Source organism: Acidithiobacillus thiooxidans ATCC 19377, from assembly GCF_009662475.1.
GTDB lineage: Bacteria > Pseudomonadota > Gammaproteobacteria > Acidithiobacillales > Acidithiobacillaceae > Acidithiobacillus > Acidithiobacillus thiooxidans.
Genome location: NZ_CP045571.1, coordinates 2,153,529 through 2,179,106 on the forward strand (window position 1 = coordinate 2,153,529; position 25,578 = coordinate 2,179,106).

Consider the following 25,578-nt stretch of genomic DNA (forward strand, 5'->3'; position numbering starts at 1 on the left):
ATTTTATAAAATGGGACACATTATCCCGCGCAAGCAGCCAACAGGGCAGACAAAGCTTCTGCCGGATCCGGCGCTGCAGTAATGGGGCGGCCAATGACCAGATAGTCTGAACCCGCCGCCAGGGCGGCTCCAGGCGTCATGGTCCGCCTCTGGTCATCGGCGCCATGCTGGGCGGGCCGGATACCGGGGGTCACCAGACAAAACTCCGGATGCAATTGTTTGAGCCGGGAAGCCTCCTGCGCAGAACAGACCAGTCCATCCAGACCAGCCTCTGCACTGAGCGCGGCCAACCTTTCTACCTGTAGCTTAACAGAGTCATGCACACCCAGCTGCCCCAGGGCATCGGCATCCAGACTGGTCAATACCGTCACCGCAATCAGCAGCGGCTGATGCCCGGAAGCCGTCACCCCATCAACAGCCTCCCGCGCGGCCTCCAGCATGGCCTTCCCCCCACTGGCATGCACGTTGAGCATCCACACCCCCAAGCGGGCGGCAACCTGACAGGCTTTGGCCACGGTCTGCGGGATGTCATGAAATTTGAGATCCAGAAACACCTCAAAACCCCGATTCTGAAGTTGTTCAATCACTTTGGGTCCGGATGCCGTAAAGAGTTCCTTGCCCACCTTGACCCGGCATTGGCGGGGATCCAAAAGTTCAGCCATAGCCAATGCTGCTGCCGTATCTGCATAATCCAGCGCGACAATAAGTGGTGATTTCACAGCTTTTCCTCTCCTGAAAAGACACCCCACTGGCGACAACTGGGGCAGCGCCAGTAATACTGCGTACTTTGATAACCACAAGACTGACAATGAAACAGTTCAGGTTCCAGTTGCCACTGACGCACGGCCAGGGCCATTTTTTCGATCAGCTCCGTTTCCGGAGCGTTCGGGTCCATGCTTAACAACAGCTGAAATACCCGAAGATCAGGTTTTTTGATCAGAATATTGCGCAAAAAACTACTGGCAGCTGCCTGTCCCTCTATTTTCTGCAAAGCTTCTGCCAGGCGTTTAATGGCCAGCGGCGAACGACAGTGATCCTGCAAACGCTGCAGATGATCCTGCTGCTGGCCCCCCATGTGCTGCAAAACCTGCAGAAAGGGCTCCAGCACCAGTAAAATCGCCGAGTCAGCCGGTAGTGCCAGCAATTTATCCCAGTATTTGAGAGCACCCTGCCAATCTTTTTTGTCAAAGGCGAGACGCCCGGCAATCATCAGTGCGCGCGGATTGTCGGGAACCTCCCGGCGCGCAGCATTCAGATACTTTTGTGCCTGAGACTGATCCCCACTGCGCAACGCTTCTTCGGCCAGCTCACCGTACAACAAGGCAATTACCTTTTGCTGTTCGGACATTCCTGATTGGAGTAAACGCTTGCGAATGGCAATAGAGGAAGCCCACTCACTACCCAATTCATAGAGTTCCGCCAGCGTGGCAAGCCCTTCGGTATGCGCGGGCTGACTTTCGAGCAATTCCTTGAGAATGCTTTCTGCCCGATCCAGAATTCCGGCTTTCAAATAATCGCGGGCAATTTCAAACAGCACACTTTGCCTGAGTTCCTCAGCCAGGGTTGGCTGTTCCAATAAGTACTGATGCACCCGCAATGCCCTTTCCAGTTCGCCACGTCGGCGAAACTGACGGCCCAGGGCCAGGAGAATATCGACACTTTCCGGGTGCTGGCGCAAGGCTTCCAGAAAAACCTCTACCGCTTCGTCCTGACGTTCACTCAGAAGGTAATTCAGGCCCTGAATATAAACCTGAGGGATGGCTTTGCCAGCGGGGGCTTTTTGGGTACGGCCCAGCCAGAAGCCCAGCAGGGCAGCAAAGCCTGATACTATCCCCAGGACGAGGACAACCGCAGAATCCACGCCCAGAATGGTCAATCAGGCTTTGCCGGATGTATTCTCCGGATAATCGACCTGCTCGCGCAGTTCCTTACCCGGTTTGAAGTGTGGAACCCGCTTTTCCGGGACCATGACCGATTCGCCGGTCTTGGGATTACGCCCCTGTTTAGCTGGACGTACATGCATGGAAAAACTGCCGAAGCCACGAATTTCAATGCGCTCACCTTCAGCAAGTGCATCACTGAGGTAATCCAGCATATGGCGGGTGGCCATTTCAATATCACGCACACTGAGCTGCGGGTATTGGGCGCTGATGTTTTTGATCAATTCAGATTTAGTCATGATTTTTAGCTTCTTCAAATAAGCACTGATTGGAAAACCATAAAAACGACAGACGGCAAGAACTTCGGCCTGACGCCAAAAAAAGTGACTCCCCGGACACTCAATAAGGGCATCCCGGGAGCCGTTTCGCGATTAACCCTCTTCTTCCTGCTTGCGCTTGAGTTGCTCTTTAATCAGGTCACCCAGACTGGTGGTACCTGTTGCCGCGCTGCGGGCATACTGCTGGGTAGCAGCCGCCTGTTCTTCAGCACTTGGAGCTACGGCCACATCACGCGCCTTGGTACTCAGGGTCAAGGTGCGGTTTTTACGATCTACGGCGGCAATGGCCACCTCAATCTTGTCACCCGCAGCCAGGGTCTGGCCCTTGTTCAACTCACGCTGCGGCAGGTGGCCTTCAACCCCTTCACCCAGGCGAATTTCCGCGCCACGACCGTCTACGGAAATGACTTCACCTTCTACCAGCGCGCCCTTTTCATTGGCGACGACAAACTGAATGAAAGGATCCGTTTCCATCTGCTTGATGCCAAGACTGATACGTTCACGTTCCGGATCAATGCTGAGCACCACAGCTTCCAGCGTATCGCCTTTCTTGAAATCACGCACAGCTTCTTCACCGGTACGATCCCAGGCCAGGTCGGAAAGATGAATCAGGCCGTCAATTCCACCATCCAGACCCACAAATACACCAAAGTCGGTGATGCTCTTGATCTGGCCGGAGACCCGATCGCCTTTCTGGAAGTTCTGGGCAAAATCATCCCATGGATTAGGCAGACACTGTTTGATACCCAGAGAAATACGGCGGCGCTCTTCGTCAATATCAAGAATCATCACCTCCACTTCCTGACTGACATGCAGGGCCTTGGCCGGATTAATATTCTTGTTGGTCCAGTCGATTTCGGAAACGTGCACCAAACCTTCCACGCCTTCTTCGATTTCAACGAAGGCACCATAATCGGTGACATTGGTGACCTTACCGAAAATGCGGGTGGATTCGGGATAACGACGGGCAATGTCACGCCACGGGTCTTCACCCAACTGCTTCATGCCCAGAGAAATACGGCCCCTTTCGCGGTCGAACTTGAGGACCAGGACACGCACTTCGCCGCCAACGGTAACCACTTCGCTGGGATGTTTGACGCGACGCCAACCCATATCCGTGATATGCAGCAGACCATCAATGCCGCCCAGATCAATAAATGCGCCGTAATCGGTGAGATTCTTCACCACACCGTCGAGGATGGCACCTTCCTGGATGCTTTCCAGCAACACCCCACGTTCAGCGCTTTGTTCCTGCTCAACCACGGCGCGGCGCGACACCACCACGTTGTTACGCTTGCGATCCAGCTTGATGATTTTCATCTCGAGATCTTTGCCTTCGAGATAAGCCACATCACGCACCGGACGGACATCCACCAGTGAACCTGGCAGGAAGGCACGGACACCATCAATGCTGACGGTGAAACCACCCTTGACCTTACCGGTCAGGAAGCCATGTACCACTTCATTGTCATTGAAGGATTTTTCCAGGTCGACCCAGGTCTTGGCACGACGGGCTTTTTCACGCGAAAGACGGGTTTCACCCATACCATCTTCGACCAGTTCCAGACAGACTTCCACCGAGTCACCGACCTTGACTTCGATTTCACCTTCGGCGTTGCGAAACTGCTCGGCAGGAATGGGTCCTTCGGATTTAAGGCCGACGTCGACGATGACAAAATCATTATCCACGCGGGTGACGATGCCGGTGAGCAACTCACCAGGCTTCAGTCCCTGGGTACTCTGGCTTTCTTCAAACATCTCGGCAAAACTGGGTTCAACAAGCATTTCAGCGTTAGGGGTGGTCATAAATTTCAATAGGCCTCATGTACCGGGAGCACCGCAGGTGTCCCTTTTGATTACAGCTCAATGCCAAATCAATGGCGGTTTCAATTCTCCTGCAACGCGGTTTTTACCCACGCCTGCAAGACCGTATAGGTTTCGACGACTGTTTGCGCACTGGTATCCAAAACTCGGGCATCCGCAGCGGGCCGGAGCGGCGCGACACTGCGTTGTTGATCCCGGGCATCCCGTTCTGCAATTTCCGCCACAACGCTCGCGAGATTAGCACTAATCCCCTGTTCCATCAACTGATTGAGGCGTCTTTTACCGCGTTCTTCGGCACTGGCGGTCAAAAAAACTTTCAGCACCGCTTCCGGGAAAACCACCGTACCCATATCCCGACCATCGGCCACCAGACCCGGGGCCCGGGCAAAGTCTCTTTGCCGCTGCAACAAAGCCGTACGCAGGGCTGGGATAACAGCAATTTGCGAAGTCAGTGCGCTGATCTGTGGGGTACGAATAGCCTCGTCCACCGGTTCATCGTGCAGCAGCACCAGGGTCTGGTTGCCATCCCCCCGGAAGCGCAAGGGCAATTCCAGCGCCAGCCGAACCAGGCCGGCTTCATCATCTTTTGCGATTCCTGATCGATCTGCCGCCAGCGCCAGGGCACGATAAATAGCCCCGCTATCCAGCAAGTGCCAGCCGAGATCATGCGCCAGCATGCGTCCCAATGTCCCTTTACCAACGCCGCCCGGCCCATCCAGCGTCACCACAGGAATCCGGCTCATGCGTTAAGAACCTCCAGGCGCAACCCTGCCTGACGCGCCAGCGCCGGAAAACCGGGAAAAGAGGTGGCGACGTTGGCACAATCCAATATTTCAACATCTCCGGAGGCTACCTGCCCGGCCATGGCAAAAGCCATGGCAATGCGATGATCGCCATGACTATCGACCTGCCCACCACAGAGCGTCGAAGGCGTAATCACCGCCCCGTCAGGCTGCTCTTCCACTGCAACACCCAGAGCGCGCAAACCGGCCGCCATCACGGCAATACGGTCACTTTCCTTGACCCGCAATTCTTCAGCCCCCGAAATGGTAGTAGGCGTTTTCGCACAGGCGGCGGCAATAAACAGGGCCGGAAATTCATCAATGGCCAAAGGCACCAAATGGGGTGGAACCTCAATGCCTTGCAGTGGGGCATAACGTACCCGGATATCCGCCACCGGCTCACCGCCAATTTCGCGCAGGGCCGTCAAATCAATCCGCGCCCCCATCCGGGTGAGGATTTCAATGATTCCGGTGCGAGTAGGATTAATGCCTACTCCTTCAAGCAGCAGATCCGAACCCGGGGTAATACTGGCACCCAACAGAAAAAAAGCTGCCGAAGAAATATCGCCGGGTACCTGGATGCGTTGCCCGGTGAGCTGACCGCCACCCTCCAGGCAGGCCCGATTTTCCTGTCGGGATACCGCATAGCCGAAACCTTTCAACATGCGTTCACTATGATCCCGGGTAGGTGCCGGTTCAGTGACGCAGGTTTTGCCCCGGGCATATAGACCCGCCAATAATACAGCGGATTTCACCTGGGCACTGGCAACCGGCATCTCATAATGCAATCCCTGCAAGGGCTTGCCGTGAATATGCAGGGGCGCTTTACCGTCTTGCGACTGAATATCCGCACCCATGGCCGTAAGTGGTTTCAAAACCCGACCCATGGGGCGCTTCTGCAAACTCGAATCACCCACCAGGGTGCTGGCAAAAGCCTGCCCGGCCAACACTCCGGACAGGAGACGCATGGCCGTGCCGGAGTTACCACAATCCAGCGGGACTTGCGGTGCTTTCAGGCCATGCAGACCCACTCCATGAATGCGCAGGTAGCCATTTACCGGTCCTTCCATCTGGACCCCCATGGCCCGAAATGCCGCAATGGTTGCCAGTACGTCTTCGCCCTCCAGGAGCCCTTCTACTTCGGTCACGTTTTCGGCAAGGGCACCGAGAATGACGGAGCGATGGGAAATGGACTTATCTCCCGGAACAGGGAAGCGGCCTTTGAGCGCATTGCCAGGTTTGACGAGGTAGCGGGTAATCATTCAGAAAGCACCGGTGGAAAATGAAATTGTTGGCGAACCGTTTTGCCACGCTCCAGCCAGGTCTGCAGATCAGGTATCGCTTCGTCCGTCAGCAATTGTTCCACCAGACGCAGGTTATCCTGGAACTGTTGTAGTTGCTGACGGACTGCCTGCTGGTTTTCCTGCAGAATGTCGGCCCAAAGTGCGGGGTTTGAATCGACAATTCGCGAGAAATCTCGCAAACCGCCACCCGCCAGATTTTCCAGACCGGGAAACTGCGGCGCCAGTCCGGCCAAATAGATATATGCCAACAAATGCGGCAGGTGACTGGTAGCTGCCAGCGCTGCATCGTGAGCCTGGGGCGACATTTCCTGCACCCCAGCACCCAAGGCCATCCAGAACTGCCGGACTTTGTCCAGCGCCAGCTCATCCGTCCGGCCTGTCAGTGGCGTAAGAACCACTTGTGCAGCACGATACAAGTCTTCACGCGCCGCCGGAAAGCCAGTCATTTCACTGCCGACCACCGGATGACCCGGTACAAAGCGCGCCCCGAAAATTTCCGTAGCCCGGCAGGCAATAGTATTTTTGGTACTGGCCAGATCAGTTATTACCGCAGCAGGGTCTGCCCAGCGCGCAACCTCTGGCAGCTGGGACAGTAAGACTTTGGGCGGAGTGGCCAGCAGGATCAGATCGGCATCCACCAATACCTCCGGCAATTGATGACCCAGTTCAATCCGCCAAGGTTCTGCACTGGACCGCAGAGCGGCTACGGCAGCGGCACTGGGCAACGCGGCATGAATTTGACCCTCATACCCCACAGCGCGCAAGGCCTTGGCAACACTGCCACCCATCAGCCCGAGGCCCACTATGGCCACCCGCTGAAAGGGAATCTCCGGCATCTTACAGTTCGCGCCCTATGGCCGCTGCAACTTTATGCAAATCATCCATCAAGGTCATCAACTGCTGAGGACTGAGTGCCTGATCGGCATCACACCAGGCTTCTTCAGGACAGGGATGAGATTCCACCAGCAAGCCATCGGCTCCAGCGGCAATGGCAGCTTTGGAAAGTGCCGGAACCAGCCAGGACTTACCACCAGCGTGGCTGGGATCGACGATCACTGGCAGGTGGGTTTCCTTCTTGAGTACCGGAATAGCCGTGACATCCAGCACATTCCGGTAGGAAGTCTCGAAAGTACGGATGCCCCGCTCGGCAAAAATGATTTTGTGATTACCATGGGCGGCGATATATTCCGCTGCCATCAACCATTCTTTGACCGTGGCGCTTAGGCCCCGTTTGAGAATGACCGGCACATCCAGACGCCCCACTTCCTTGAGCAGATCAAAATTCTGCATGTTGCGGGTACCAATCTGAATAATATCCACACCTTTTTCCAGAAAAAGGTCGATTTTTCGGACATCCATCAATTCGGTAACAATAGGCAGGCCCACTGCATCAGCAGCCGTCCGGAAATAGTCCAGGCCCTCATCACCAACACCCTGAAAGGTATATGGGCTGGTACGCGGCTTGAAAGCACCACCGCGCATCAGACGGCATCCAGCGGCTTTCACGGCCTCTGCAGCACTGCGCATCTGTTCCGGCGTTTCTACGGAACAGGGGCCGGCAATAATCTGGATTTGTTTACCACCAAAGGGAATTCCCCGCACCTCAACGATGGTATCGGTGGACTTGAATTCACGACTGACCAACTTATAGGGTTTGAGAATGGGCATAACCTGTTCCACTGCGGGTAAGGATTCCAGGGCGCCTTCCGGCAACAAGCGTTCGTCGCCCAGCAGACCCACCACGGTCCGTTCCGAGCCAGTACTGACCATAGGCTGCAGGCCGAATTGGCGAATCCGCTCAAGCAGCTGTTCCATCTGCTCTGCGCTTGCTTGTGGTTTGACGATGACGATCATGGGATTACAGGACCTCGCCCAGCATTTTCAGAAAACGTTGATTTTCCACCGGCAGGCCCACACTCACCCGCAGATGATCCGGCATGCCGTAGGGGCTGAGGGGGCGCACGATCACACCACGCTGTAACAACGCCACATACACGCTCTGCCCTCCTCCCGGTACGGCGAAGGCGGTAAAATTGCCTGCAGGGGGGAGAATTGTCAATCCAAATTTATCCAACCCCTCCGCCAGAACCTGTCTTTCCTGGCGATTGTTGACGCGCGTTGCCTCCAGATGCCGGGTATCAAGCAGGGCGGCATGCGCAGCTACCTGCGCCAGGCTGTTGATATTGAAAGGCTGACGGACGCGTTCAAGCACGGCAATCAGGTCCGGATGCCCCATTCCATAACCACAGCGCAGGCCGGCCAAGCCATAAGCCTTGGAAAAAGTCCGGGTTACCAGCAAATTGCTGAAACGTCCCAGCCATTGGCGACCATCGGGATAATTGTCGTCGTCCATCAGTTCCAGATAGGCCTCGTCGAGAACTACCAGGGCATGCGCCGGAACACTATCAATAAAGGTTTCCAGGGCTGCGCCGGACAATTGCGTGCCGGTTGGATTATTGGGATTGGCGATAAATACCAGCCGCGTCCGCTCGCTGAGCAAGGCCGTCATGGCATCCAGATCATGTCCGTAATTGCGAGCAGGCGCGGTTCGTACCGTCGCACCACTGGCCTGTGCAGCAATGGCATAAGCGGCAAAAGCATATTGCGACACAATCACTTCCGTCCCTGGCCCGGCAAAGGCACGGACCGCCATTTCAATAACCTGATCCGAACCATTTCCAAAAATAAATTGCCGGGGATCCAGGTCATGCATTTGCGCAAGGCGCGCCCGCAGTTCCGGGGCGCCACCTTCTGGATAAAGAGCCAGATCGGGCAATGCGTCACGTATTGCCGCCAGCGCCAACGGACTGGGACCCAGGGGATTTTCATTGGAAGCCAGTTTGATGGCGTCGCGAATGCCCAGTTCGCGTTCCAGTTCAGCCAGAGGTTTGCCGGGTTGATAGGGACGCAAATCCGCCACACCCGGAGCTGCGTACTCCAGAAAATTCAGTGCCATTAAAAAACCGCCTTGGGATAACTTCCCAGACAACGATAAAAAGAAGACTGTGCCGCAAGGGCATCGAGAACCGGAGTTAAGTCGGAATCCTGACAATGTCCCAACAAATCCAGATAAAAAACGTATTCCCAGACCGCCGAACGCGCGGGACGGGATTCTATGCGGGTCAGGCTGATATGCGCATCGGCCAGAGGCGACAGGAGCGCGTGGAGACTTCCCGGCCGATTAATGCCCGCCACCACCAGGCTGGTTTTATCCTGACCAGTGGGACGCGTAAAAATTTTTCCGATGACCAGAAAACGGGTGGTGTTTTCCGGGTTGTCTTCAATGCCTGCCTGCAGGATATTCAGGGCATAAGTTTCGGCAGCTACAGTGGTTGAAATGGCAGCGCTTTGCGGATCCTGGACTGCCCGTTCTGCGGCTACCCCATTACTGGGAACATCCACCAGTTCCACCTGGGGCATATGCATAGCCAACCATTGTCGACACTGGGCGCGGGTCTGGTAATGCACGTAAACCTTGCGGATTTGTTCCATGGGAATATTAGCCACCAGATTATGGACAATGCGTAACTGTACTTCCCCGCAAATTTGCAGGGGATAATCCAGTAACAAATCCAGCGTCAGGTTGACGGAACCTTCCGTACTGTTTTCCACCGGAACCACGCCAAATTGTGCCTGCCCGCCATCCACCATCCGGAAAATTTCAGGGATACTGGCCGTCGGTTGAAAAGATGCTGAACGGCCGAAATGTTTTTGTGCGGCCATCTGCGAGAATGTCCCTGTCGGCCCCAGATAAGCGACTTGCAGGGTTTCTTCCTGAGCCAGTCCTGCCGAAATAATCTCCCGATAAATGCTGGCCACCTGGGCATCTGTAAAAGGTCCGGGATTTTCCTGCATGATCCGTCGCAGGATTTCCGCCTCACGATCAGGATGATAAAAACGGCTTTCGCCCTCGGCGCGCTTGAGTTCACCCACGGCGTGGGCCAGTTGGCCCCGCTCGCTCAGTAACGCCAGAATTTTGCCATCGACCTGATCAATGGCGGCACGCAATTCCACCAGGCTGCGCGGGGATGTTTTCAAAAGCAACGCTCCTAGTTGTGCTTGCGGGCAAAGTCCCGCATGAAATCCACCAACGCCTGCACACCGGTCTCGGGCATGGCATTATAAATGGATGCGCGCATTCCACCCAACAGACGATGACCTTTGAGCTGCAGCAGGTGCTGAAGCTCGGCTTCCTGCAGGAATACCTTGTCCAGATTGGCATTTTTCAGGGTAAAGGGCACATTCATCCAGGACCGGTTACGCGGTTCAATCGGATTGGTATAAAAACCCGCTGATCCGTCTATGGACTGATACAGCAATTCCGCCTTGCGCGCATTGCGTTCGGCCATAGCCTGCAGACCACCGGTCTTTTTTAACCATTTGAACACCAGACCGGCCATATAAATGGCAAATGTGGGCGGGGTATTGTGCATGGAACCTTCTTTGGCCTGCACGGCATAATCCAGCATGGTGGGCGTATTGGCCGGGGCCTGTCCCAGCAAGTCTTCACGCACAATGACCAGGGTCAAGCCAGCCGGACCAATATTTTTCTGGGCACCCGCATAAATCAGCCCGAACCGGCTGACATCCACGGGGCGCGATAAAATATGGGAAGAAGCATCGCTGACCAGCGGAATGTCTCCCAACTCTGGAACAAAGTCGAATTCCACGCCACCAATGGTTTCATTGCCGGCAATATGCACATAAGCAGTGTCTTTGCTGACCTGCCATTCGGACTGGGGCGGTACCAGACGGGCCTGACGATCGGCATTACTCGCAGAAACCTCCACCTCAGCAAAACGCCGCGCCTCATTCAAGGCTTTTTCTGACCAGATGCCGGTCTGCACATAGCTGGCCTTGTGATGCCCACGTAACAAATTGATCGGAACCATGGCAAACTGGAGGGTGGCACCACCTTGCAGAAACAGGACCTTGTAATTTTCCGGGATGTTCATGAGATCACGGAGATCCTGCTCGGCTTCCGCAATAATCTGCATGTAGTCCGCACCACGATGGCTCATTTCCATGACGGAAATACCACGACCATGCCAATCCAGCAGTTCCGCCTGCACTTGCTCCAGCACCGCAGGCGGCAACATGGCAGGACCCGCACCAAAATTATATACCGGCTGATTCATGATTTATTCCTGGGGCAGTTCGGACTGCTCCCCCTCCTCTTCATCTGTCTCTGCAATAAGCGCCAAACCGGCAAGTTGTTCGCCTTCGCCCAAGTTAATCAAACGCACCCCCTGGGCATTACGACCCGTGCGCCGGATGCTGTCCACCGCAATTCGAATCAGGGTGCCGTGGTCGGAGACCAACATCAACTCGTCCCGTTCTGCCACGGCCAGTGCACCAACCACATTCCCGTTGCGTTCATTGGTCTGAATGGCGATGACCCCTTTACCGCCGCGATTGGTCCGTCGATATTCCTCGACCGTGGTGAGCTTGCCATAACCATTGGCTGTTGCTGTCAGTACGATCTGATTCGCATCGACCAGTTCCGCAGAAATCACCCGATCGTTTTCTGCCAGATTAATGCCACGTACACCCCGGGTATTACGCCCCATGGCCCGGACCTTTTCTTCCGGGAAACGGACCGCCATGCCGTGACGGGTAAAGAGCATGACTTCGCGTTGCCCATCGGAGAGGCAGACGCTCACCAGACGATCTCCATCATCGAGATTGATGGCGTTAATACCCTGACTGCGCGGTCGGGAATAATCCATGACCGGGGTTTTTTTGACGACCCCATGGGCAGTCACCATGCACACAAATTGTCCTTCCGTAAAATCGCGCACCGCCAACACCGCAGTAATATGTTCGGTGGGAGCCAGCGACAGCAGATTTACAATCGGCTTGCCCTTGGCACCGCGACCCGCCTGGGGTAACTGATAAATTTTTTGCCAGAACACCTTGCCGAGGTTACTGAAAAACAGGCAGTAGGCATGGGTAGAAGCGCAGAACATCCGCTCCACGAAGTCTTCTTCCTTGGTGGTCGTCGCCATTTTTCCCTTACCACCGCGACGCTGGGCATTAAATACGGTGACCGGTTGGGCTTTGATGTAACCGGCATGGGTGAAGGTCACCACCATTTCTTCTTCGGCAATGAGATCTTCATTGGAAATATCGCCGGTATCGGCCACAATTTCACTCCGTCGGACATCACCGTACTGATCAAGAATGGCGACCAGCTCTTCGCGAATGACTTCCATCAAGCGCACATGGGACCCGAGAATCTCCAGTAATTCCTTAATGCGATCCAGCAAACCCAGGTACTCATCACGGATTTTATCCTGCTCCAGACCGGTCAGCCGATGCAGACGCAAGTCGAGAATGGCCTGTGCCTGGGTTTCGGAAAGGTGATAACCATCAGCCTGCATCCCGTCAGAGGGTTCGCCACGCTCGGTAAGCAGGGAAGCCACCATCCCCGGCTCCCAAACCCGCTCCAGCATTTTGGCCTTGGCCTCGGCTGGATTGGCCGCTGCGCGAATCAGACTGATGAGCGGATCGAGGTTGACCAGAGCCACCGCCAGACCTTCCAGAATATGGGCACGATCACGGGCTTTTTTCAGTTCAAAAATGGTGCGGCGGGTTACTACTTCCCGACGATGCTGAATGAAGGCATCAAGCAGTTCACGTAAACCCAAAGTCCGGGGCGCGCCGTCGAGCAAAGCCACCATGTTGATATTAAAAACGCTTTGCATGGCCGTATGCTGGAACAGATTATTGAGCACCACATCGGCATTGGCATCGCGCTTTAGCTCAATGGCAATGCGCATACCTGACTTATCCGACTCATCGCGCAGGTCACTGATGCCTTCCAGACGCTTTTCCTTGACCATTTCGGCAATGCGTTCAATCAGGCGGGCCTTGTTCACCTGATAGGGCAATTCCGTAACAATAATGCTCTGCCGATTGGTTTTTTTGTCCGTTTCAAATTCGCTACGCGCACGCATGACTACGCGGCCACGACCACTGCGGTATGCTTCAATACTGCCAGCCCGGCCAAGAATGTAGCCGGCAGTCGGGAAATCGGGTGCAGGCACCAGATCGAACAAAGCTTCATCAGAGGTCTGCGGATCATCCACCAAGGCCAGACAGGCATTGATGATTTCCGTCAGGTTGTGGGGGGGGATGTTGGTGGCCATACCCACCGCAATCCCGGCCGAACCGTTGATGAGCAGGTTTGGGATCCGTGCTGGCATGACCAGCGGTTCCCATTCTTTCTCGTCGTAATTGGGGCCAAAATCCACCGTTTCTTTTTCCAGATCGGCGAGCATTTCATGGGCAATGCGCGACATGCGCACTTCGGTATAACGCATGGCCGCCGGACTATCACCATCTACCGAACCAAAGTTACCCTGCCCGTCAATAAGGGGATAGCGCATGGAAAAGTCCTGAGCCATGCGCACCATGGTGTCATATACGGCAGTATCTCCGTGCGGATGATATTTACCAATGACATCACCCACCACGCGGGCAGATTTTTTGTAGGGCTTGTTCCAGTCGTTATTCATCTCGTGCATGGCAAAAAGCACCCGACGATGTACTGGTTTCAGGCCATCGCGGGCATCAGGAAGCGCCCGCCCGACAATTACACTCATGGCGTAATCGAGGTAGGACTGGCGCATTTCCTTTTCGAGACTGACGGGAATGGTTTCTTTGGCGAACTCTATCATCTGGAGACCGGATATCCTTGATTATTTTAACGCGGCATTATGCCACAACAGGATGCTGTCTGCATGTTTCAGCCACGCAGATTGGCAAGACTGTGCAGGTAGTCCGGCCGGGCCACCCCTTTTTCGGTAATAATCGCCGTGATGAGAGCAGCGGGGGTGACATCAAAAGCCGGATTCCGCACTTTAACACCCGCTGGAGCCACATCATGACCCGCACACTGCCGGACTTCGCTGTCCGGACGCTCTTCAATAATGATTCCTTCTCCGGCGGGCATGGCGAAATCTACCGTACTTAAGGGCGCTGCCACATAAAAGGGAATCTGATGATATTGCGCCAATACTGCGAGACTATAGGTTCCGATTTTATTGGCTGCATCGCCATTGGCGGCAATCCGGTCAGCGCCCACGATCACTGCCTGAATAAGCCCCTGCTGCATGAGATAAGCCGCTGCACTATCCGCATTCAGGTGAAAGGGAATGCCGTCCTTCTGTAGTTCCCAGGCGGTCAGACGCGCACCCTGCAACCAGGGTCGGGTTTCGTCGGCATACACCTGCAGTTGTTTTCCGGCAGAAATGCCCGCCCGGATGACGCCCAGCGCCGTACCGTAGCCCCCCGTGGCCAGACTCCCAGTGTTGCAGTGCGTGAGGATGCCGCCCTGCTCGGGCAACAAGGCGGCGCCATGACGGCCCATCTGTTGGTTGTCGGCGATGTCCTGTTCCAGCAAGTCATGGGCGGCCTGCAGCAATAATGCCGCAGCCCGGTCAACAGCCCTTTCACCTTGCGCCAGCTTTAATTGACGATCTGTTGCCCAGGCTAAATTGACGGCGGTGGGCCGCGCCGCCTTGATTTCCGCTGCTGCTCCTGCCAAACGCTGCTGCCAGTCAGAAAATTGCCGCATTTCCTGCACAGCCAATGCCATGGCATAAGCCGCCGTCACGCCAATAGCCGGTGCCCCGCGTACTACCATTTGCGTAATGGCCACAGCCACCTCGCGATAGTCACCCAGCTGCAACCAGATTTCCTGTTGTGGTAACAAGCGCTGATCGAGCAGGCAAAGCTGCTGGTCTTCCCAACGAATGGCACGAATATTATCGACTATAGGCACAGAGAATCTCCTGAGTGGCGGGCTTTGGACGGCGCCGGATAAAATACACGGCGCTCTCAATATACGGATCAACGAAATATCTGTAAAATGCAGGACCTTACCCGCCCCCGAAATGCCGGGGCAACTTTCCTTTTCCTATAGGTTTTGATCATGTCTGCCACCCACCATTACCCTGTTCTGCGCCTGCGCCCCAAGGAAGACCGCCGTTTGCGTGCCGGTCACCTCTGGATTTACAGCAACGAAATCGACGTCACCAAAACGCCTCTGCATGGAATGATCCCCGGCAGTGTCTGCAGAATAGAAGATGCCCAGGGTAAAGCCATCGGCCTGGCGCATATCAATCCGCACACCCTCCTTTGCGGGCGCCTCCTCAGCCGTGATCCCCATCTACTGATTGATGAAGCATTTTATCAGGAACGCTTGCACCAGGCGTTGCGCATGCGTGAAAAATTTTTTTCCGCGCCTTTTTACCGATTGGTGCATGGCGAGGGAGATGGCCTGCCCGGCCTGATTATTGATCGCTATGAAGATACCTTGGTCATGCAGCCTGGCAGCTTGGGTATGGATCGGGACATCGCCCTGGTTGCCAACGCCCTGCAAGCACTTTTACACCCCACGGGCATACTATTAAAAGCGGGCGGCGCGGCGCGGCGTCTGGAAGGTTTGGAAGATCGGGTAGAGGTTCTATTCGGACAGGTTCCGGAGCGTCTGCAGATTTGGGAGAATGATTGCTTATTTGAGATGGACCCGCGCGGCGGTCAAAAAACCGGATGGTTTTACGACCATCGCGCCAATCGTCGTCGCCTGCTGAGTTATGCCCCCGGTAGACGTGTTCTGGATTGCTTTGCCTATCTCGGCGCTTTCAGCATCCCCTTGGCCAAGGCCGGGGCGCTTGAAGTCACCGCAGTAGACAGCTCGGCGCCCGCTCTGGCCCTGCTGGAAGAAAATGCCCGGCGCAATGCGGTAGCCCCTATTCGCATCATGCACGATGACGCCATGGAAGCTTTGGCCCGACTTCGGGATCGTGGTGAGCAGTTTGATTTGATCGTCCTCGACCCCCCGGCATTGATCAAATCCAAAAAGGATTTCAAGGAAGGCAGCATTGCCTACCGACGCTTCAATGATCTGGCCATGCGCCTGCTCGCGCCGGGCGGAATTCTGTTCACGGCCTCCTGCTCCCATCATCTCAACCGCGAGACGCTGCTCGGCCAGATTGCCTTTGGGGCGCAAAGAGGCGATTACGCCATTATCGGCGAAGGCACCCAGGACATGGATCATCCCATCCATCCCGCTGTGCCCGAAAGCAGCTATTTGAAAGGTTTTTACATACATCGACGGGAATTGATTGCAGACGAACCGGAGTAATTTTCACGATGGGGCGGGTACGGGGTGGATTCTTGTCGCGCTGCCCCATGACAGGTACAATCGCGCCCACGCCGTTGTAGCTCAGTCGGTAGAGCAACTGATTCGTAATCAGTAGGTCAGAGGTTCGATTCCCCTCAACGGCACCAAATAAAACAAGATGTTGCAGAAAGTTCAGTTCTGATATGGTGCAGTTGGTGGTGCAGTTGGTGGTGCAGCAAGTGGTGCAGCAAGTGGTGCAGTACCGTCGAATCAGCGAGGACTTCTTGACGGTTCGACGCCTCCACATGCTTTTAAGGGCTGCTTTCCCCATCCCCTCCTGCAACATTCGCGCCCTTTCCATCTTGATAGAGTCTATGGTTTATCCATTGCCTTTCTGGATCCGGTGCAGGATCTCCATGCGACACGCTTCCAGAGAAAAGACTACCCACCATCTTCAGAAACTGGATTGCCAGGTACCACAAACCCACCACGGCCAAAAAAAGGATCAGGTGATCCTTGTTGACATGGAGATAACCGGAAAGGTAATGCATCACCCAGGCAGCCTTGCTGAACAGGTAATTTATCAGGGTTTGCATGACCAGTAACAAGGCCACCATGACCTGATGTATCGCGGTCATGACCTGCCCAAAAGAACTTTTTTCATGGATCATCTTACAGCGCCTCGATAGCCGCATGGATGGTGTTGACATCCGGAGTTCCTTCTACCCCGGTAGCATCAAGCAGGCGTTGCCAGATATGCTTCTGCAGCGTAATGGACAACCATAAATCCGGTGCTGGATCGGAATGTGAAACATCGGTTTCCGGCGCGGTATTGCCCTCTTCCGTCCGTTCTGCCAAAGGACATGGATTCTCCGTACCTTCTTCCTGTCCGCCAGTATCTTCCGCATCATCTTCAGGTTCGCCGCCGGGTACAGAACCGTCATCCGCAGGCGTGCCCTCCGCAGGAGCGTTCTCTGCGGGAGCGTTCTCTGCAGGAGCTCCACCAAAACGGTCTTCCAGGGGAGCATGACAGCCTGAGCTGTCTTCGACGCTCTCGCCGTCATTCATGGAAGATTCATTCTGCGTATCCTCCGCAAAAGCACCATTCGTAGGTGCACGTTCCGCATGGCTGCCTTCAGCAGGACTATTGCCGTCCGCAGGACCATAGTCGTCCGCAGGACCTTGCAGGTCGGCATGACTGCTGTCCGCAGGACTATTGCCCTCCGCAGGAGTCTCAGGTGTTATGTCCGCCGCAGGCGTTATGTCTGCTGCAGGCGGCTTCAGGGACTCTTTGCCCTGCTCCATCAGGTTCCGGTCCAGCGTTGCACCTTCGGCGATACGGTCGCGTATCCAGTCCAGAGACGCATCACTACAGGCCAGTATCTGCTGCGCCAGGGCGATAGGCAGGTCTTCCGCGCGGATGGACAGATATGCCAGACGGGATTCCAGGTCCGGATCGGCAAAAGCCAGTACCTGGCGCACCCAGGGGGCACTTTTGCCAATGCGTTTGGCAATGGCCGAGGCGGATTCTTCCGTACTTTCCATGATCCGCCTGAGCGCCATGGCGGTATCCGGGATCGACATATCTTCACGGACCAGGTTCTCGATGAGCTGACGCTCCAGGATCTCCTGATGGTTTTCCGGGACGGTCACCACCAGCGCGGGGATAGTCTGCAGGTCATAATCCAGTCTGGCGCAGAGCGTGTTGCGATCACGGGCCAGGCGTGCTGCCCGCCAGCGCCGTTCACCGGACACCAAACGATATTTGCCGCTTTCCAGCGCCATGACCGTAATGGGCTGCAGCACCCCATACTGCAGAATACTGTCGGCCATTTCCTGCAAGGCCGATTCGTCCATGTACTGCCGTGGCTGCCCGGCGTCTGGTTCGATGGCGTCCAGGTTCAGCAGGGTGAACAGACTGCCCACAGTGGTGACTGTCTGCGGGCTTTCCTCTTCCGTGAGCCCGGAAAGCATGTCATCCAGAAAGGAAACGTCTTTCACGATGAAATCTCCTCTGCCGCTTCTTCCGTTTTTGCCACCTCGACAAGCTCTTCCGCTGCATCCACCAGGTCTTCGGTGGATGCCACACCCTCCAGAAGACTTTCAAAGGCCCCTTCCCATTCTTCACGTTGACTATCTTTGCAGATTTGCCAGTAGGCTTTCCCTTCATTCAGCCCCTTGCGCACGTCCTCGCGCTCGTAGAGGACGTATGGCAACACCCGTTTACCCAGTCTTTCCGCCAGCGCGTCGGCTATGATCCGGTTGGTACGGGAATTGGCTTTCAGGCGATTGATCAGTATCTGCAGTTCCAGATGTGGATTGCGCATCCGTATCTGCTTCTGGAAAAGCTGCAACGCCTGGGAAATTCCCTGGGTGCCCAGGGCGTCCGGGGTGACCGGAATCACATGGACATCCGCAACGATCAGGGGGGCCAGTTGCCGCACACTGGGCGCGGGCGGGCAGTCGAGAATGACCACGTCATAATCCAGGCTTCGCAGACGCTGCAGGGCCTGTACACCGGCGTCGAGATCGTCATCCACACGGTCCAGGCCCGCATGGGCGGGCAAAAAATCGAAGGTGAAGCCCCGTGCGCTTTCGGTGAGTGGCTGGATTTCCCTTGCAGGGGTCCACAGGTCCAGGGCCGAACGCACTTCGCCGCTTACCATGGCGGCTGACCGGTGATATTTAGCGTCTCCGGTGTACAGGTAGGTACTGGAACCCTGCTGGTCCAGGTCCACGAGCAGGGTCTGGCAGTTGCGCTGCATGGCCGCCACCGCCATGTGCATGGACAGGGTGGTCTTGCCAACTCCACCTTTCTGATTGGCGAAAGCATAAATGTGCATGTTTCATTTTCTCCTTCCCGGGAATTCCGGGGATAACAGGTGTTGTGCCAGGGCGGACACGCTTGCATTGGCGGGCAGATGTTGCAGTTGCCCGATGACTTCCGCGTCCACCGCGATACAGAATGGGACATAAGGGGGGTCCGGTTTGCGTCGGCAGGCACGTCTTAGCGACAGCTTGCGCAGGGTATCCGGGTCGCAGGACCGGATGCGCTCACAGAGAACCCGTGAACGCAACTGTGCGTCCCTGTAGAGATCGCTGCGTATTCGTGTCGGGTCCAGACGGACATGGATATAGGTCTGCATTACGGTTCCTTATAGGGATTGGTCATGGACGGCGCAGCAGGTAGTTCTGTCCGTGTGGTGCCCACTTCGCTCAAGCCGTGGACATAAGGTTCGGGAAACACCAGGTCGCGGGTAACGATGACGTTGAATGCGTAGCCCGGGCGGATGGTCATGGTCGGCGCGATGTTGATGTCCCGCTGGAACATCTGCGCCTCCGCCTCCCCGAAGGTCTGCGCCAGGGCCTGTTCGCCGTTCTGCAACGCCTGGTTGCCCGTTACCCCGGTGGTATTGGTACTGGTGCTGGTAGGACTGGACATGGCCATACCCACGTCGATGAGCGAAAGCAGCAGGGCGTTCTTGAAGATCGTCCAGGTATGGTTGTTGACCAGGTCCCGGAAACCGGCGTAACCGGCGGGGGATGTTCCGGGCATGGATGATCCGAGCTGCAGGTACGTTCCGTTGGGAAACTCGATGCGGGTCCACTGGACGGCAACACGGTTCTGGCCCATGGCCGCACCGCTGGCGTAGCTACCGATCAGGGTGGAACCTGCCGGAATCAGGACAGAGGCCCCGTTCAGGCTGTTGTACACCGGATGGGAGACGACAGCCTTTACCAGTCCCGAAATGTCCGACTTGATACCGCTTTCCAGGAGGGCCGGAATCACTGTGCCCTGCAGCAGTTCATAGGGACTCACTTCCTTGCGCACCAGATGGGTGGAATAAACGCCATTGGCACCAGAAGTCAGATTCTGTCCGCCCTTCGCAGGAATCTGTGGTACCTTCATGGGTGTAACAGCGGGTTCATCCGCTGCGGCTGGTGCGGCTGCTCCGCCACCGTCCTGCCAAGCAACCACATGGATACCACCGTCCAGTGCCGTTTTGAATGCGGCATCCTGGGTCTTGTTACCGGGGGTGGGTTGCGCCTGAAAAGATGCATGGCTTTCCGGGGTACTCCCTGTAAGCGCGTTTCCTGTAGAGGCGGTCTTTGCACCCAGCGAAGGGCTTGCAGCCTGCGAAGGACTTGTCGCAGGGGCCGTTGGCGCCTGTATTTTGGACACCTTCTGCGGAACCCGAAAAACAGGCGCTTGATGACCGGTGTCCAGCTTCGGTCTGGGCGTACTGCCGCCAGATCCGGAAAACATGTCCACGGCCACATAGCCTACCCCGATGACACAGGTTACGAGCAGTATGACACCTAAAGCGATGGGTGTACGCCGCAGGTGAGCGGCGAGTTCAGAAGCATTCTGGCGAATAGGTCCCTTGACGGTCGGCGTAGTGATGCCGGGGCCTTCACCCATGGGCGTCTGCGTGGGGTCCGTCATTTTTTACCCTCGTGCACCAGTTTCACCACCTTTGCCGAACGCCCCTTGCCCGCCAGCAGCAGGATTTTCGGGGGCACGCCATCAACAATGGTGTATCCATCCCGGAACTGGGTATTGACGATGGCATTCTGTCCAGCGGCATTTTCGGCCAGCACCGAAGGTATTCCGCCGTAGCTGGCCTGGCCTGCTTTCCAGTGGATGAAAGTCTGCCGTCCGTCATCGAAGACCTGCGTGGGTTCGATGGAACGGCAATCGCTGTTGTCGAACCAGCCACCACCGCCGCATTCGATACGCCAGTGGAAATCAAGGTCTGATGGATTGATGGCGGGTAATACCGCCACCGTCTGTGCTTCCACCTTTTTCTGGAACGTTTGTCTGGCTGCAGTGGTGGCTTTCCATCGGAGGACGATGGGGCCCGGGTAGTAGAAACCGATTACCGGCGTGTAGCGGTTGGCGTCGCTGGTCATCTCAATGACGTAGTTACGGGGATTGCCTTCTGGACCGGTCCCGGTAATGACCAGATTGCTGTGCAGTCCCTTGAAGCGTGGGGTAATGGCGAGTTCAGGCTGGTTCCCCGCCTTTATGGTCTGCATGCTCCAGTAGGCTGGCGAAAGCCCGATGGCCTGCGTGTCTTTCAATCCGGGTTCCAGCAGAATGAGTGAAGTATGCAGGGGTGCGGTCACCAGGGTCGGCAGGCTCTGTCCGTAGGCATAGAGCACTTCGCCATTGGTCCCCGCGATGGGCGGCAGGTTCTGGGTCTTGCCCGCTTCATAGGCGGACACCAGAGCCTTTTCCATCGCCTCTTTCGAGCGTTGGGAAATCTTTCCCTGGGGCGGGGTAGCGATGGCCCTTTTCCATACTTCTACAGAGCTTTGCCCCATGGGGGTTGCGGGGCCGTCCTGCCCCGCGCCAGCGTCCTGCCCCGCGCCAGCGTCCTGCCCCGCGCCAGCGGCGATGGCGGGAACGGTCTGCACATTCTGCGCGACAGACACAGGGGCGGTTTGCGCGGGCTTGTTGCCCGATGAGGACAACGGCTTTTGTAATGGCGGGGCGATCTGTCCGCCAGGACCTTGCAGGTCGGCATGACCTTGCAGGCTGGCAGAACCTTGCTTTCCGTCAGGGCTTTGCTGTCCGCTAGAACTGCCGTCTGCAAGACCTGATGATACAACGCCCGCCATGGCGGTTCCGGAGCAGATTGCGGCAAGTATTGCTGCGATGAATATGGATTTTCTCATTGAGTCACCTGGTTATAGACAAAGGACTGGATGACGATTCCGAAGGGGTCTTCCCTGAGCACACGGGGATTGTTGGAGACGGGTTCTATGGTATAGGTCACCATGCCTTCGTAGTTCTTTTTCCATTTCACCTGTCCACTATCGTTGTACTGGGTTTCGCGCCACTGCACCTGCTGTGTGCCGCCTTTGGCGGTTACCTGGCCTTCGGGCAGGACGGAAACGATTTCGACAGTGCGCCCGCCATTGTTTTTCACATAGGCAGAATAGGGATTGTGCTGCTGGTAATAGGCCGTGAGCCGTTCGGCTTCCTGTCCATCGACGATGGAATAGGTGGACTGATAGATTTGCTTTTCGGCGGCTACGGCGGGAATCCGTTCGCGGACCTTGTGCACCCAGTTGGCAACGACATGGCGGATGACAGGCATATTATAGGTTCCAGCCTGAACAGCCTGTGCCAGATGCACGGCGTCGCCCAGATGGTTGACCTCAACGACATAGGGGACAACATGGACGCGGTCGGCTTCATAGACCATGCCTGCGCCAAACAGCGCCGCAATGCCGATGGCCCCGAAAGCGGCCATCCGCCAGTTTTTTGCCGAAGCGATATAATCCCCGTAGCGTTCCAGCCACTCACGGCGGGCGGTCAGATAGAACTGCAGATCCTTGCTTTTTGCTGTATCACCGCTGTTATGGTCCTGCGGACCGCATTGGTCCTGCGGACGGCCATGGTCCTGCGGGCTGTCAGGGACCTGTACGTCACCGGGGGTTTTCTTTTTGAACATGCAGACTCCATCGCCAATGTCATCGGAACGGTATAGCATTCGGTGGTGGAGATATGGGGGGAGCAATGTCAGAACGTATGACCGAGAACTTGGTGCGCGATAGGCTGGCGACGCTGGGTTACAGGGAACCTGATAACGGCATCACAATCGAAGAGCAGAAGTCCGAGATAGCCAAGGTCAAAAGCCTGCTGTCCAAGGCCAGCAAGAAGGCCAGCGGCAAATCTGGATACCCTGAGTTCATCATCACTGACAAAAAAGATGCGGGTTTCATCATCGTGGTGGAGTGCAAGAAGGACGTCAAAAAGCACGAGAGCCCCGACCGGGACAAGCCAGTCGAATATGCGGTAGATGGTGTTCTGCATTACGCAAAACATCTGGCAAAGCACTACACGGTGGTAGCCATTGCGGTGAGCGGCACTACCGCCAGTTCCATGAAGATATCGAATTTCCTGATTCCAGCGGGGACCAGTGAAGTCAAAGACCTGACAAACGAATCAGACGTGGTCGTAGACGCTCTCATCCCGTTTGATGACTACTACCGACTTGCGTCCTTCGACCCGGATGTGGCCAAGAAGCGCCACTCCGACTTGCTGGCATTCTCCAAGGATCTGCACGAGCTGATCTGGACGAAAGCCAAAATCTCTGAAGAAGATAAACCGCTGCTGGTGAGCGGTACCCTGATTGCCTTGATGAACTCTGCATTTCTGAAGACCTTTGCAGCCTTGTCGGCTGAAGATGTTCAGGAAGCGTGGCTGGGGGCTATCAAGAAGGAGTTGGACAAGGCTGACATCCCCAAGGCCAAGAAGGACACGATGCTGCAACCGTACTCCACGATTGCCGTACATCCCAACCTGGGTAAGCCAGATAGCAAGACAGCAAAAGAGTACCCGGACGGCGTATTCAAGGAAATCATCACCCGCATCTGTGACAACGTCTGGCCTTACATCAACGTCTACCATGACTTTGATGTCGTCGGGCAGTTCTATGGCGAATTCCTGAAGTACACCGCAGGCGATAAGAAAGCATTGGGCATTGTCCTGACGCCCCGACATGTGGCTGAACTGTTCTCTTTGATAGCGAATGTCGGTCCGGAATCAAAGGTGCTTGATATTTGTGCCGGCACCGGCGGATTTCTTATTTCGGCGATGCAGCATATGTTGAAAAAGGCGGTCACCGAAGAAGATCGTACCGATATTAAGAAGAATCGCCTGATTGGCATTGAGAATAACCCCAAGATGTTCGCCCTTGCTGCCAGCAATATGATTTTGCGTGGTGACGGCAAGGCGAACCTGCATCAAGCCAGTTGCTTCGACGACGCGGTTATCAAGGCCGTGAAGAAGATGAAGCCAAACGTAGGCATGCTCAATCCGCCCTACGCTCAGTCCAAAAGTGATGCGGAGCTTCACGAACTGTATTTCGTGAAGCAGATGCTGGACTGCCTGGAACCCGGCTCAATGGGAATTGCAATCGTGCCTATGTCATGTGCGATTTCACCAAACTCTGCGCGGGATGAGATGATGAAGCATCATACCCTGGACGCTGTTATGTCCATGCCGCAGGAGCTGTTCTACCCTGTCGGCACTGTGCCCTGCATTATGGTATGGATTGCGGACAAGCCGCATGCCAAATCCGCGAAGAAAACCTGGTTTGGCTACTGGCGGGATGACGGATTCGTCAAGACAAAGCACAAAGGACGAATTGACCTATATGACAGATGGCCCACCATCCGTGACCGTTGGGTAGAGACATACCGAAACCGTGAAGTACATGCCGGGGAAAGCGTCATGCACACGGTTACGGCAGCGGATGAGTGGTGCGCAGAAGCCTATATGGCAACCGATTATGAGAAAGTTTCAGCGTCAAGTCTGGCGCAGTCAGTCAAGGATTACCTTGCATTCAAACTCCAGGCACCAAGCAAGGTTGCGGTCCCCGACCTGGAGCCGAACTCGGCAGGATGGAAGGCATTCAAGTTATCCGATTTGTTCGATATCAAGAAGGGTAAACGGCTTACCAAGGCAAACCAAACGGAAGGGAGCACTCCCTACATAGGGGCGGTAGATTCCAACAACGGCGTTTCTGGCTATATTGGCCAACCGGCAATTCATGCTGGCGGAACAATCAGTATCAACTACAATGGGTCGGTGGCTGAAGCATTCTATCAGCCTGACCCATTCTGGGCGACCGACGATGTAAACGTGCTCTACCCATGTGGATTTACGCTAACTGCTGAGACCGCCTTGTTTCTATGTACACTAATCCGACTTGAGAAGTACCGCTTTAACTATGGACGTAAATGGCATCTTGAGCGTATGCGCGAGTCAGTTATCAAACTGCCGGTAACAAAAGATGGCGAACCCGATTGGGACTTCATAAGGAACTACGTCAGATCCTTGCCCTATGGCTCTGAGGTCCATAAAAGCTGAAGCCGCCCCAAAGGACGGCCTCGTTACTCATTCATAGTAACGGCGAAGCCTGTTCTCTTCTTCGCTCCGGCGGCGGCGGTCAGCTTCTTGTTGACGCTGCCACGCTTCTTCGGCGCGCTTCTTTTGTTCTTTCTGCCGCTGTGCAAAATGTTCCAAATATCCATCTTCTCTTATGCGTGTCTCCGAAATCCCCTTGGCCACTCCATAGACGAGCATGACCAGCAGCCCCAGAAGCCCGAAGCCCAGAATCTGGTGCCAAATATAGGCATTGATTGCTGATGGCCCCTTCTGCACCCAGGTCAGGACCAATCCTGATACAAAAGACACGGCGAGCGCGGCACCGACGATATAGAGAATGAATTTGCCAATTGTGCGAAGCATGGTGTTTCTCCTTAAAGCTGCGTATTCTGTTGATCGTGGGCACCGATTCT

23 protein-coding genes and 1 tRNA gene are annotated in these 25,578 nt (G+C 55.6%); 3 read left to right on the forward strand and 21 right to left on the reverse strand.

Annotated elements, in window-relative coordinates; translation table 11 throughout:
• Nucleotides 1–20 precede the first annotated feature (20 nt).
• From pyrF to mtnA, 13 genes are all read right to left on the reverse strand, one after another.
• On the reverse strand, nt 21–719 hold the full coding sequence (gene pyrF, locus GCD22_RS11360; RefSeq protein WP_031568468.1) for an orotidine-5'-phosphate decarboxylase: 699 nt from the start codon (nt 717–719) through the stop codon (nt 21–23).
• Nucleotides 716–1,876, reverse strand: a complete 1,161-nt coding sequence (locus GCD22_RS11365; protein ID WP_031568466.1) for a tetratricopeptide repeat protein — start codon at nt 1,874–1,876, stop codon at nt 716–718. The genes pyrF and GCD22_RS11365 overlap by 4 nt, the downstream gene beginning before the upstream one ends.
• On the reverse strand, nt 1,877–2,179 hold the full coding sequence (locus GCD22_RS11370) for an integration host factor subunit beta (RefSeq protein ID WP_010638105.1): 303 nt from the start codon (nt 2,177–2,179) through the stop codon (nt 1,877–1,879). It abuts the gene before it with no gap.
• A gap of 132 nt (nt 2,180–2,311) precedes the next feature.
• Nucleotides 2,312–4,024, reverse strand: coding sequence for a 30S ribosomal protein S1 (gene rpsA, locus GCD22_RS11375; RefSeq protein WP_010638104.1), 1,713 nt, complete (start codon nt 4,022–4,024; stop codon nt 2,312–2,314).
• A gap of 80 nt (nt 4,025–4,104) precedes the next feature.
• A complete protein-coding gene (cmk, locus tag GCD22_RS11380; RefSeq protein ID WP_031568464.1) occupies nt 4,105–4,785 on the reverse strand; it encodes a (d)CMP kinase in 681 nt (226 codons plus the stop codon).
• A complete protein-coding gene (aroA, locus tag GCD22_RS11385) occupies nt 4,782–6,083 on the reverse strand; it encodes a 3-phosphoshikimate 1-carboxyvinyltransferase (RefSeq protein WP_080707703.1) in 1,302 nt (433 codons plus the stop codon). Before aroA ends, cmk begins: the two co-directional genes overlap by 4 nt.
• Nucleotides 6,083–6,964: a prephenate dehydrogenase gene (locus GCD22_RS11390; protein WP_031568459.1), complete on the reverse strand. Its 882-nt coding sequence runs from the start codon at nt 6,962–6,964 to the stop codon at nt 6,083–6,085. Before GCD22_RS11390 ends, aroA begins: the two co-directional genes overlap by 1 nt.
• A gap of 1 nt (nt 6,965) precedes the next feature.
• Nucleotides 6,966–7,982, reverse strand: coding sequence for a 3-deoxy-7-phosphoheptulonate synthase (gene aroF, locus GCD22_RS11395; protein ID WP_010638097.1), 1,017 nt, complete (start codon nt 7,980–7,982; stop codon nt 6,966–6,968).
• A gap of 4 nt (nt 7,983–7,986) precedes the next feature.
• The gene (gene hisC, locus GCD22_RS11400) at nt 7,987–9,084 is read right to left on the reverse strand and encodes a histidinol-phosphate transaminase (protein ID WP_031568454.1); all 1,098 of its coding nucleotides are present in this window, start codon (nt 9,082–9,084) and stop codon (nt 7,987–7,989) included.
• Nucleotides 9,084–10,166 carry a prephenate dehydratase gene (pheA, locus tag GCD22_RS11405; RefSeq protein WP_031568452.1) on the reverse strand — a complete coding sequence of 361 codons (1,083 nt, stop codon included), beginning with the start codon at nt 10,164–10,166 and terminating at the stop codon, nt 9,084–9,086. The genes hisC and pheA overlap by 1 nt, the downstream gene beginning before the upstream one ends.
• A gap of 11 nt (nt 10,167–10,177) precedes the next feature.
• Entirely contained in the window at nt 10,178–11,266 is a 1,089-nt protein-coding gene (gene serC, locus GCD22_RS11410) for a 3-phosphoserine/phosphohydroxythreonine transaminase (protein ID WP_031568449.1), read from the reverse strand.
• A gap of 3 nt (nt 11,267–11,269) precedes the next feature.
• Nucleotides 11,270–13,810 carry a DNA gyrase subunit A gene (gene gyrA / locus GCD22_RS11415; protein WP_031568447.1) on the reverse strand — a complete coding sequence of 847 codons (2,541 nt, stop codon included), beginning with the start codon at nt 13,808–13,810 and terminating at the stop codon, nt 11,270–11,272.
• A gap of 68 nt (nt 13,811–13,878) precedes the next feature.
• Nucleotides 13,879–14,916, reverse strand: coding sequence for an S-methyl-5-thioribose-1-phosphate isomerase (gene mtnA / locus GCD22_RS11420; protein WP_031568446.1), 1,038 nt, complete (start codon nt 14,914–14,916; stop codon nt 13,879–13,881).
• 150 nt (nt 14,917–15,066) lie between these two features.
• On the opposite strand from mtnA, the gene GCD22_RS11425 reads away from it, so the two are divergent.
• Both GCD22_RS11425 and GCD22_RS11430 read left to right on the forward strand, forming a co-directional pair.
• Nucleotides 15,067–16,281, forward strand: a complete 1,215-nt coding sequence (locus tag GCD22_RS11425; protein WP_031568444.1) for a class I SAM-dependent rRNA methyltransferase — start codon at nt 15,067–15,069, stop codon at nt 16,279–16,281.
• A 70-nt stretch (nt 16,282–16,351) separates the two neighbouring features.
• Nucleotides 16,352–16,427, forward strand: a tRNA-Thr gene (locus tag GCD22_RS11430).
• A gap of 144 nt (nt 16,428–16,571) precedes the next feature.
• On the opposite strand, the gene GCD22_RS11435 is transcribed toward GCD22_RS11430, so the two are convergent.
• The 7 genes from GCD22_RS11435 to GCD22_RS11465 are packed head-to-tail and all read right to left on the reverse strand — an operon-like array spanning nt 16,572 to nt 22,724.
• Nucleotides 16,572–16,931, reverse strand: coding sequence for a hypothetical protein (locus GCD22_RS11435; RefSeq protein WP_065975070.1), 360 nt, complete (start codon nt 16,929–16,931; stop codon nt 16,572–16,574).
• A gap of 1 nt (nt 16,932) precedes the next feature.
• On the reverse strand, nt 16,933–18,261 hold the full coding sequence (locus GCD22_RS11440) for a ParB/RepB/Spo0J family partition protein (protein WP_065975067.1): 1,329 nt from the start codon (nt 18,259–18,261) through the stop codon (nt 16,933–16,935).
• A complete protein-coding gene (locus tag GCD22_RS11445; RefSeq protein WP_081577653.1) occupies nt 18,258–19,103 on the reverse strand; it encodes a ParA family protein in 846 nt (281 codons plus the stop codon). Before GCD22_RS11445 ends, GCD22_RS11440 begins: the two co-directional genes overlap by 4 nt.
• Before the next feature lie 3 nt (nt 19,104–19,106).
• A complete protein-coding gene (locus tag GCD22_RS11450; RefSeq protein ID WP_031568916.1) occupies nt 19,107–19,406 on the reverse strand; it encodes a hypothetical protein in 300 nt (99 codons plus the stop codon).
• Complete coding sequence (locus tag GCD22_RS11455; protein ID WP_031568914.1) at nt 19,406–20,707, reverse strand: TraB/TrbI/VirB10 family type IV secretion system protein; 1,302 nt, start codon at nt 20,705–20,707, stop codon at nt 19,406–19,408. Before GCD22_RS11455 ends, GCD22_RS11450 begins: the two co-directional genes overlap by 1 nt.
• Nucleotides 20,704–21,942, reverse strand: coding sequence for a TrbG/VirB9 family P-type conjugative transfer protein (locus tag GCD22_RS18565; protein ID WP_237747361.1), 1,239 nt, complete (start codon nt 21,940–21,942; stop codon nt 20,704–20,706). The genes GCD22_RS11455 and GCD22_RS18565 overlap by 4 nt, the downstream gene beginning before the upstream one ends.
• A complete protein-coding gene (locus tag GCD22_RS11465) occupies nt 21,939–22,724 on the reverse strand; it encodes a VirB8 family type IV secretion system protein (RefSeq protein WP_077273650.1) in 786 nt (261 codons plus the stop codon). Before GCD22_RS11465 ends, GCD22_RS18565 begins: the two co-directional genes overlap by 4 nt.
• A gap of 65 nt (nt 22,725–22,789) precedes the next feature.
• Here GCD22_RS11465 and GCD22_RS11470 point away from each other — a divergent pair, with 65 nt between their 5' ends.
• The gene (locus GCD22_RS11470) at nt 22,790–25,147 is read left to right on the forward strand and encodes an N-6 DNA methylase (RefSeq protein WP_080707721.1); all 2,358 of its coding nucleotides are present in this window, start codon (nt 22,790–22,792) and stop codon (nt 25,145–25,147) included.
• A gap of 27 nt (nt 25,148–25,174) precedes the next feature.
• On the opposite strand, the gene GCD22_RS11475 is transcribed toward GCD22_RS11470, so the two are convergent.
• Nucleotides 25,175–25,528, reverse strand: coding sequence for a hypothetical protein (locus GCD22_RS11475; protein ID WP_065974896.1), 354 nt, complete (start codon nt 25,526–25,528; stop codon nt 25,175–25,177).
• Nucleotides 25,529–25,578: the final 50 nt, after the last annotated feature.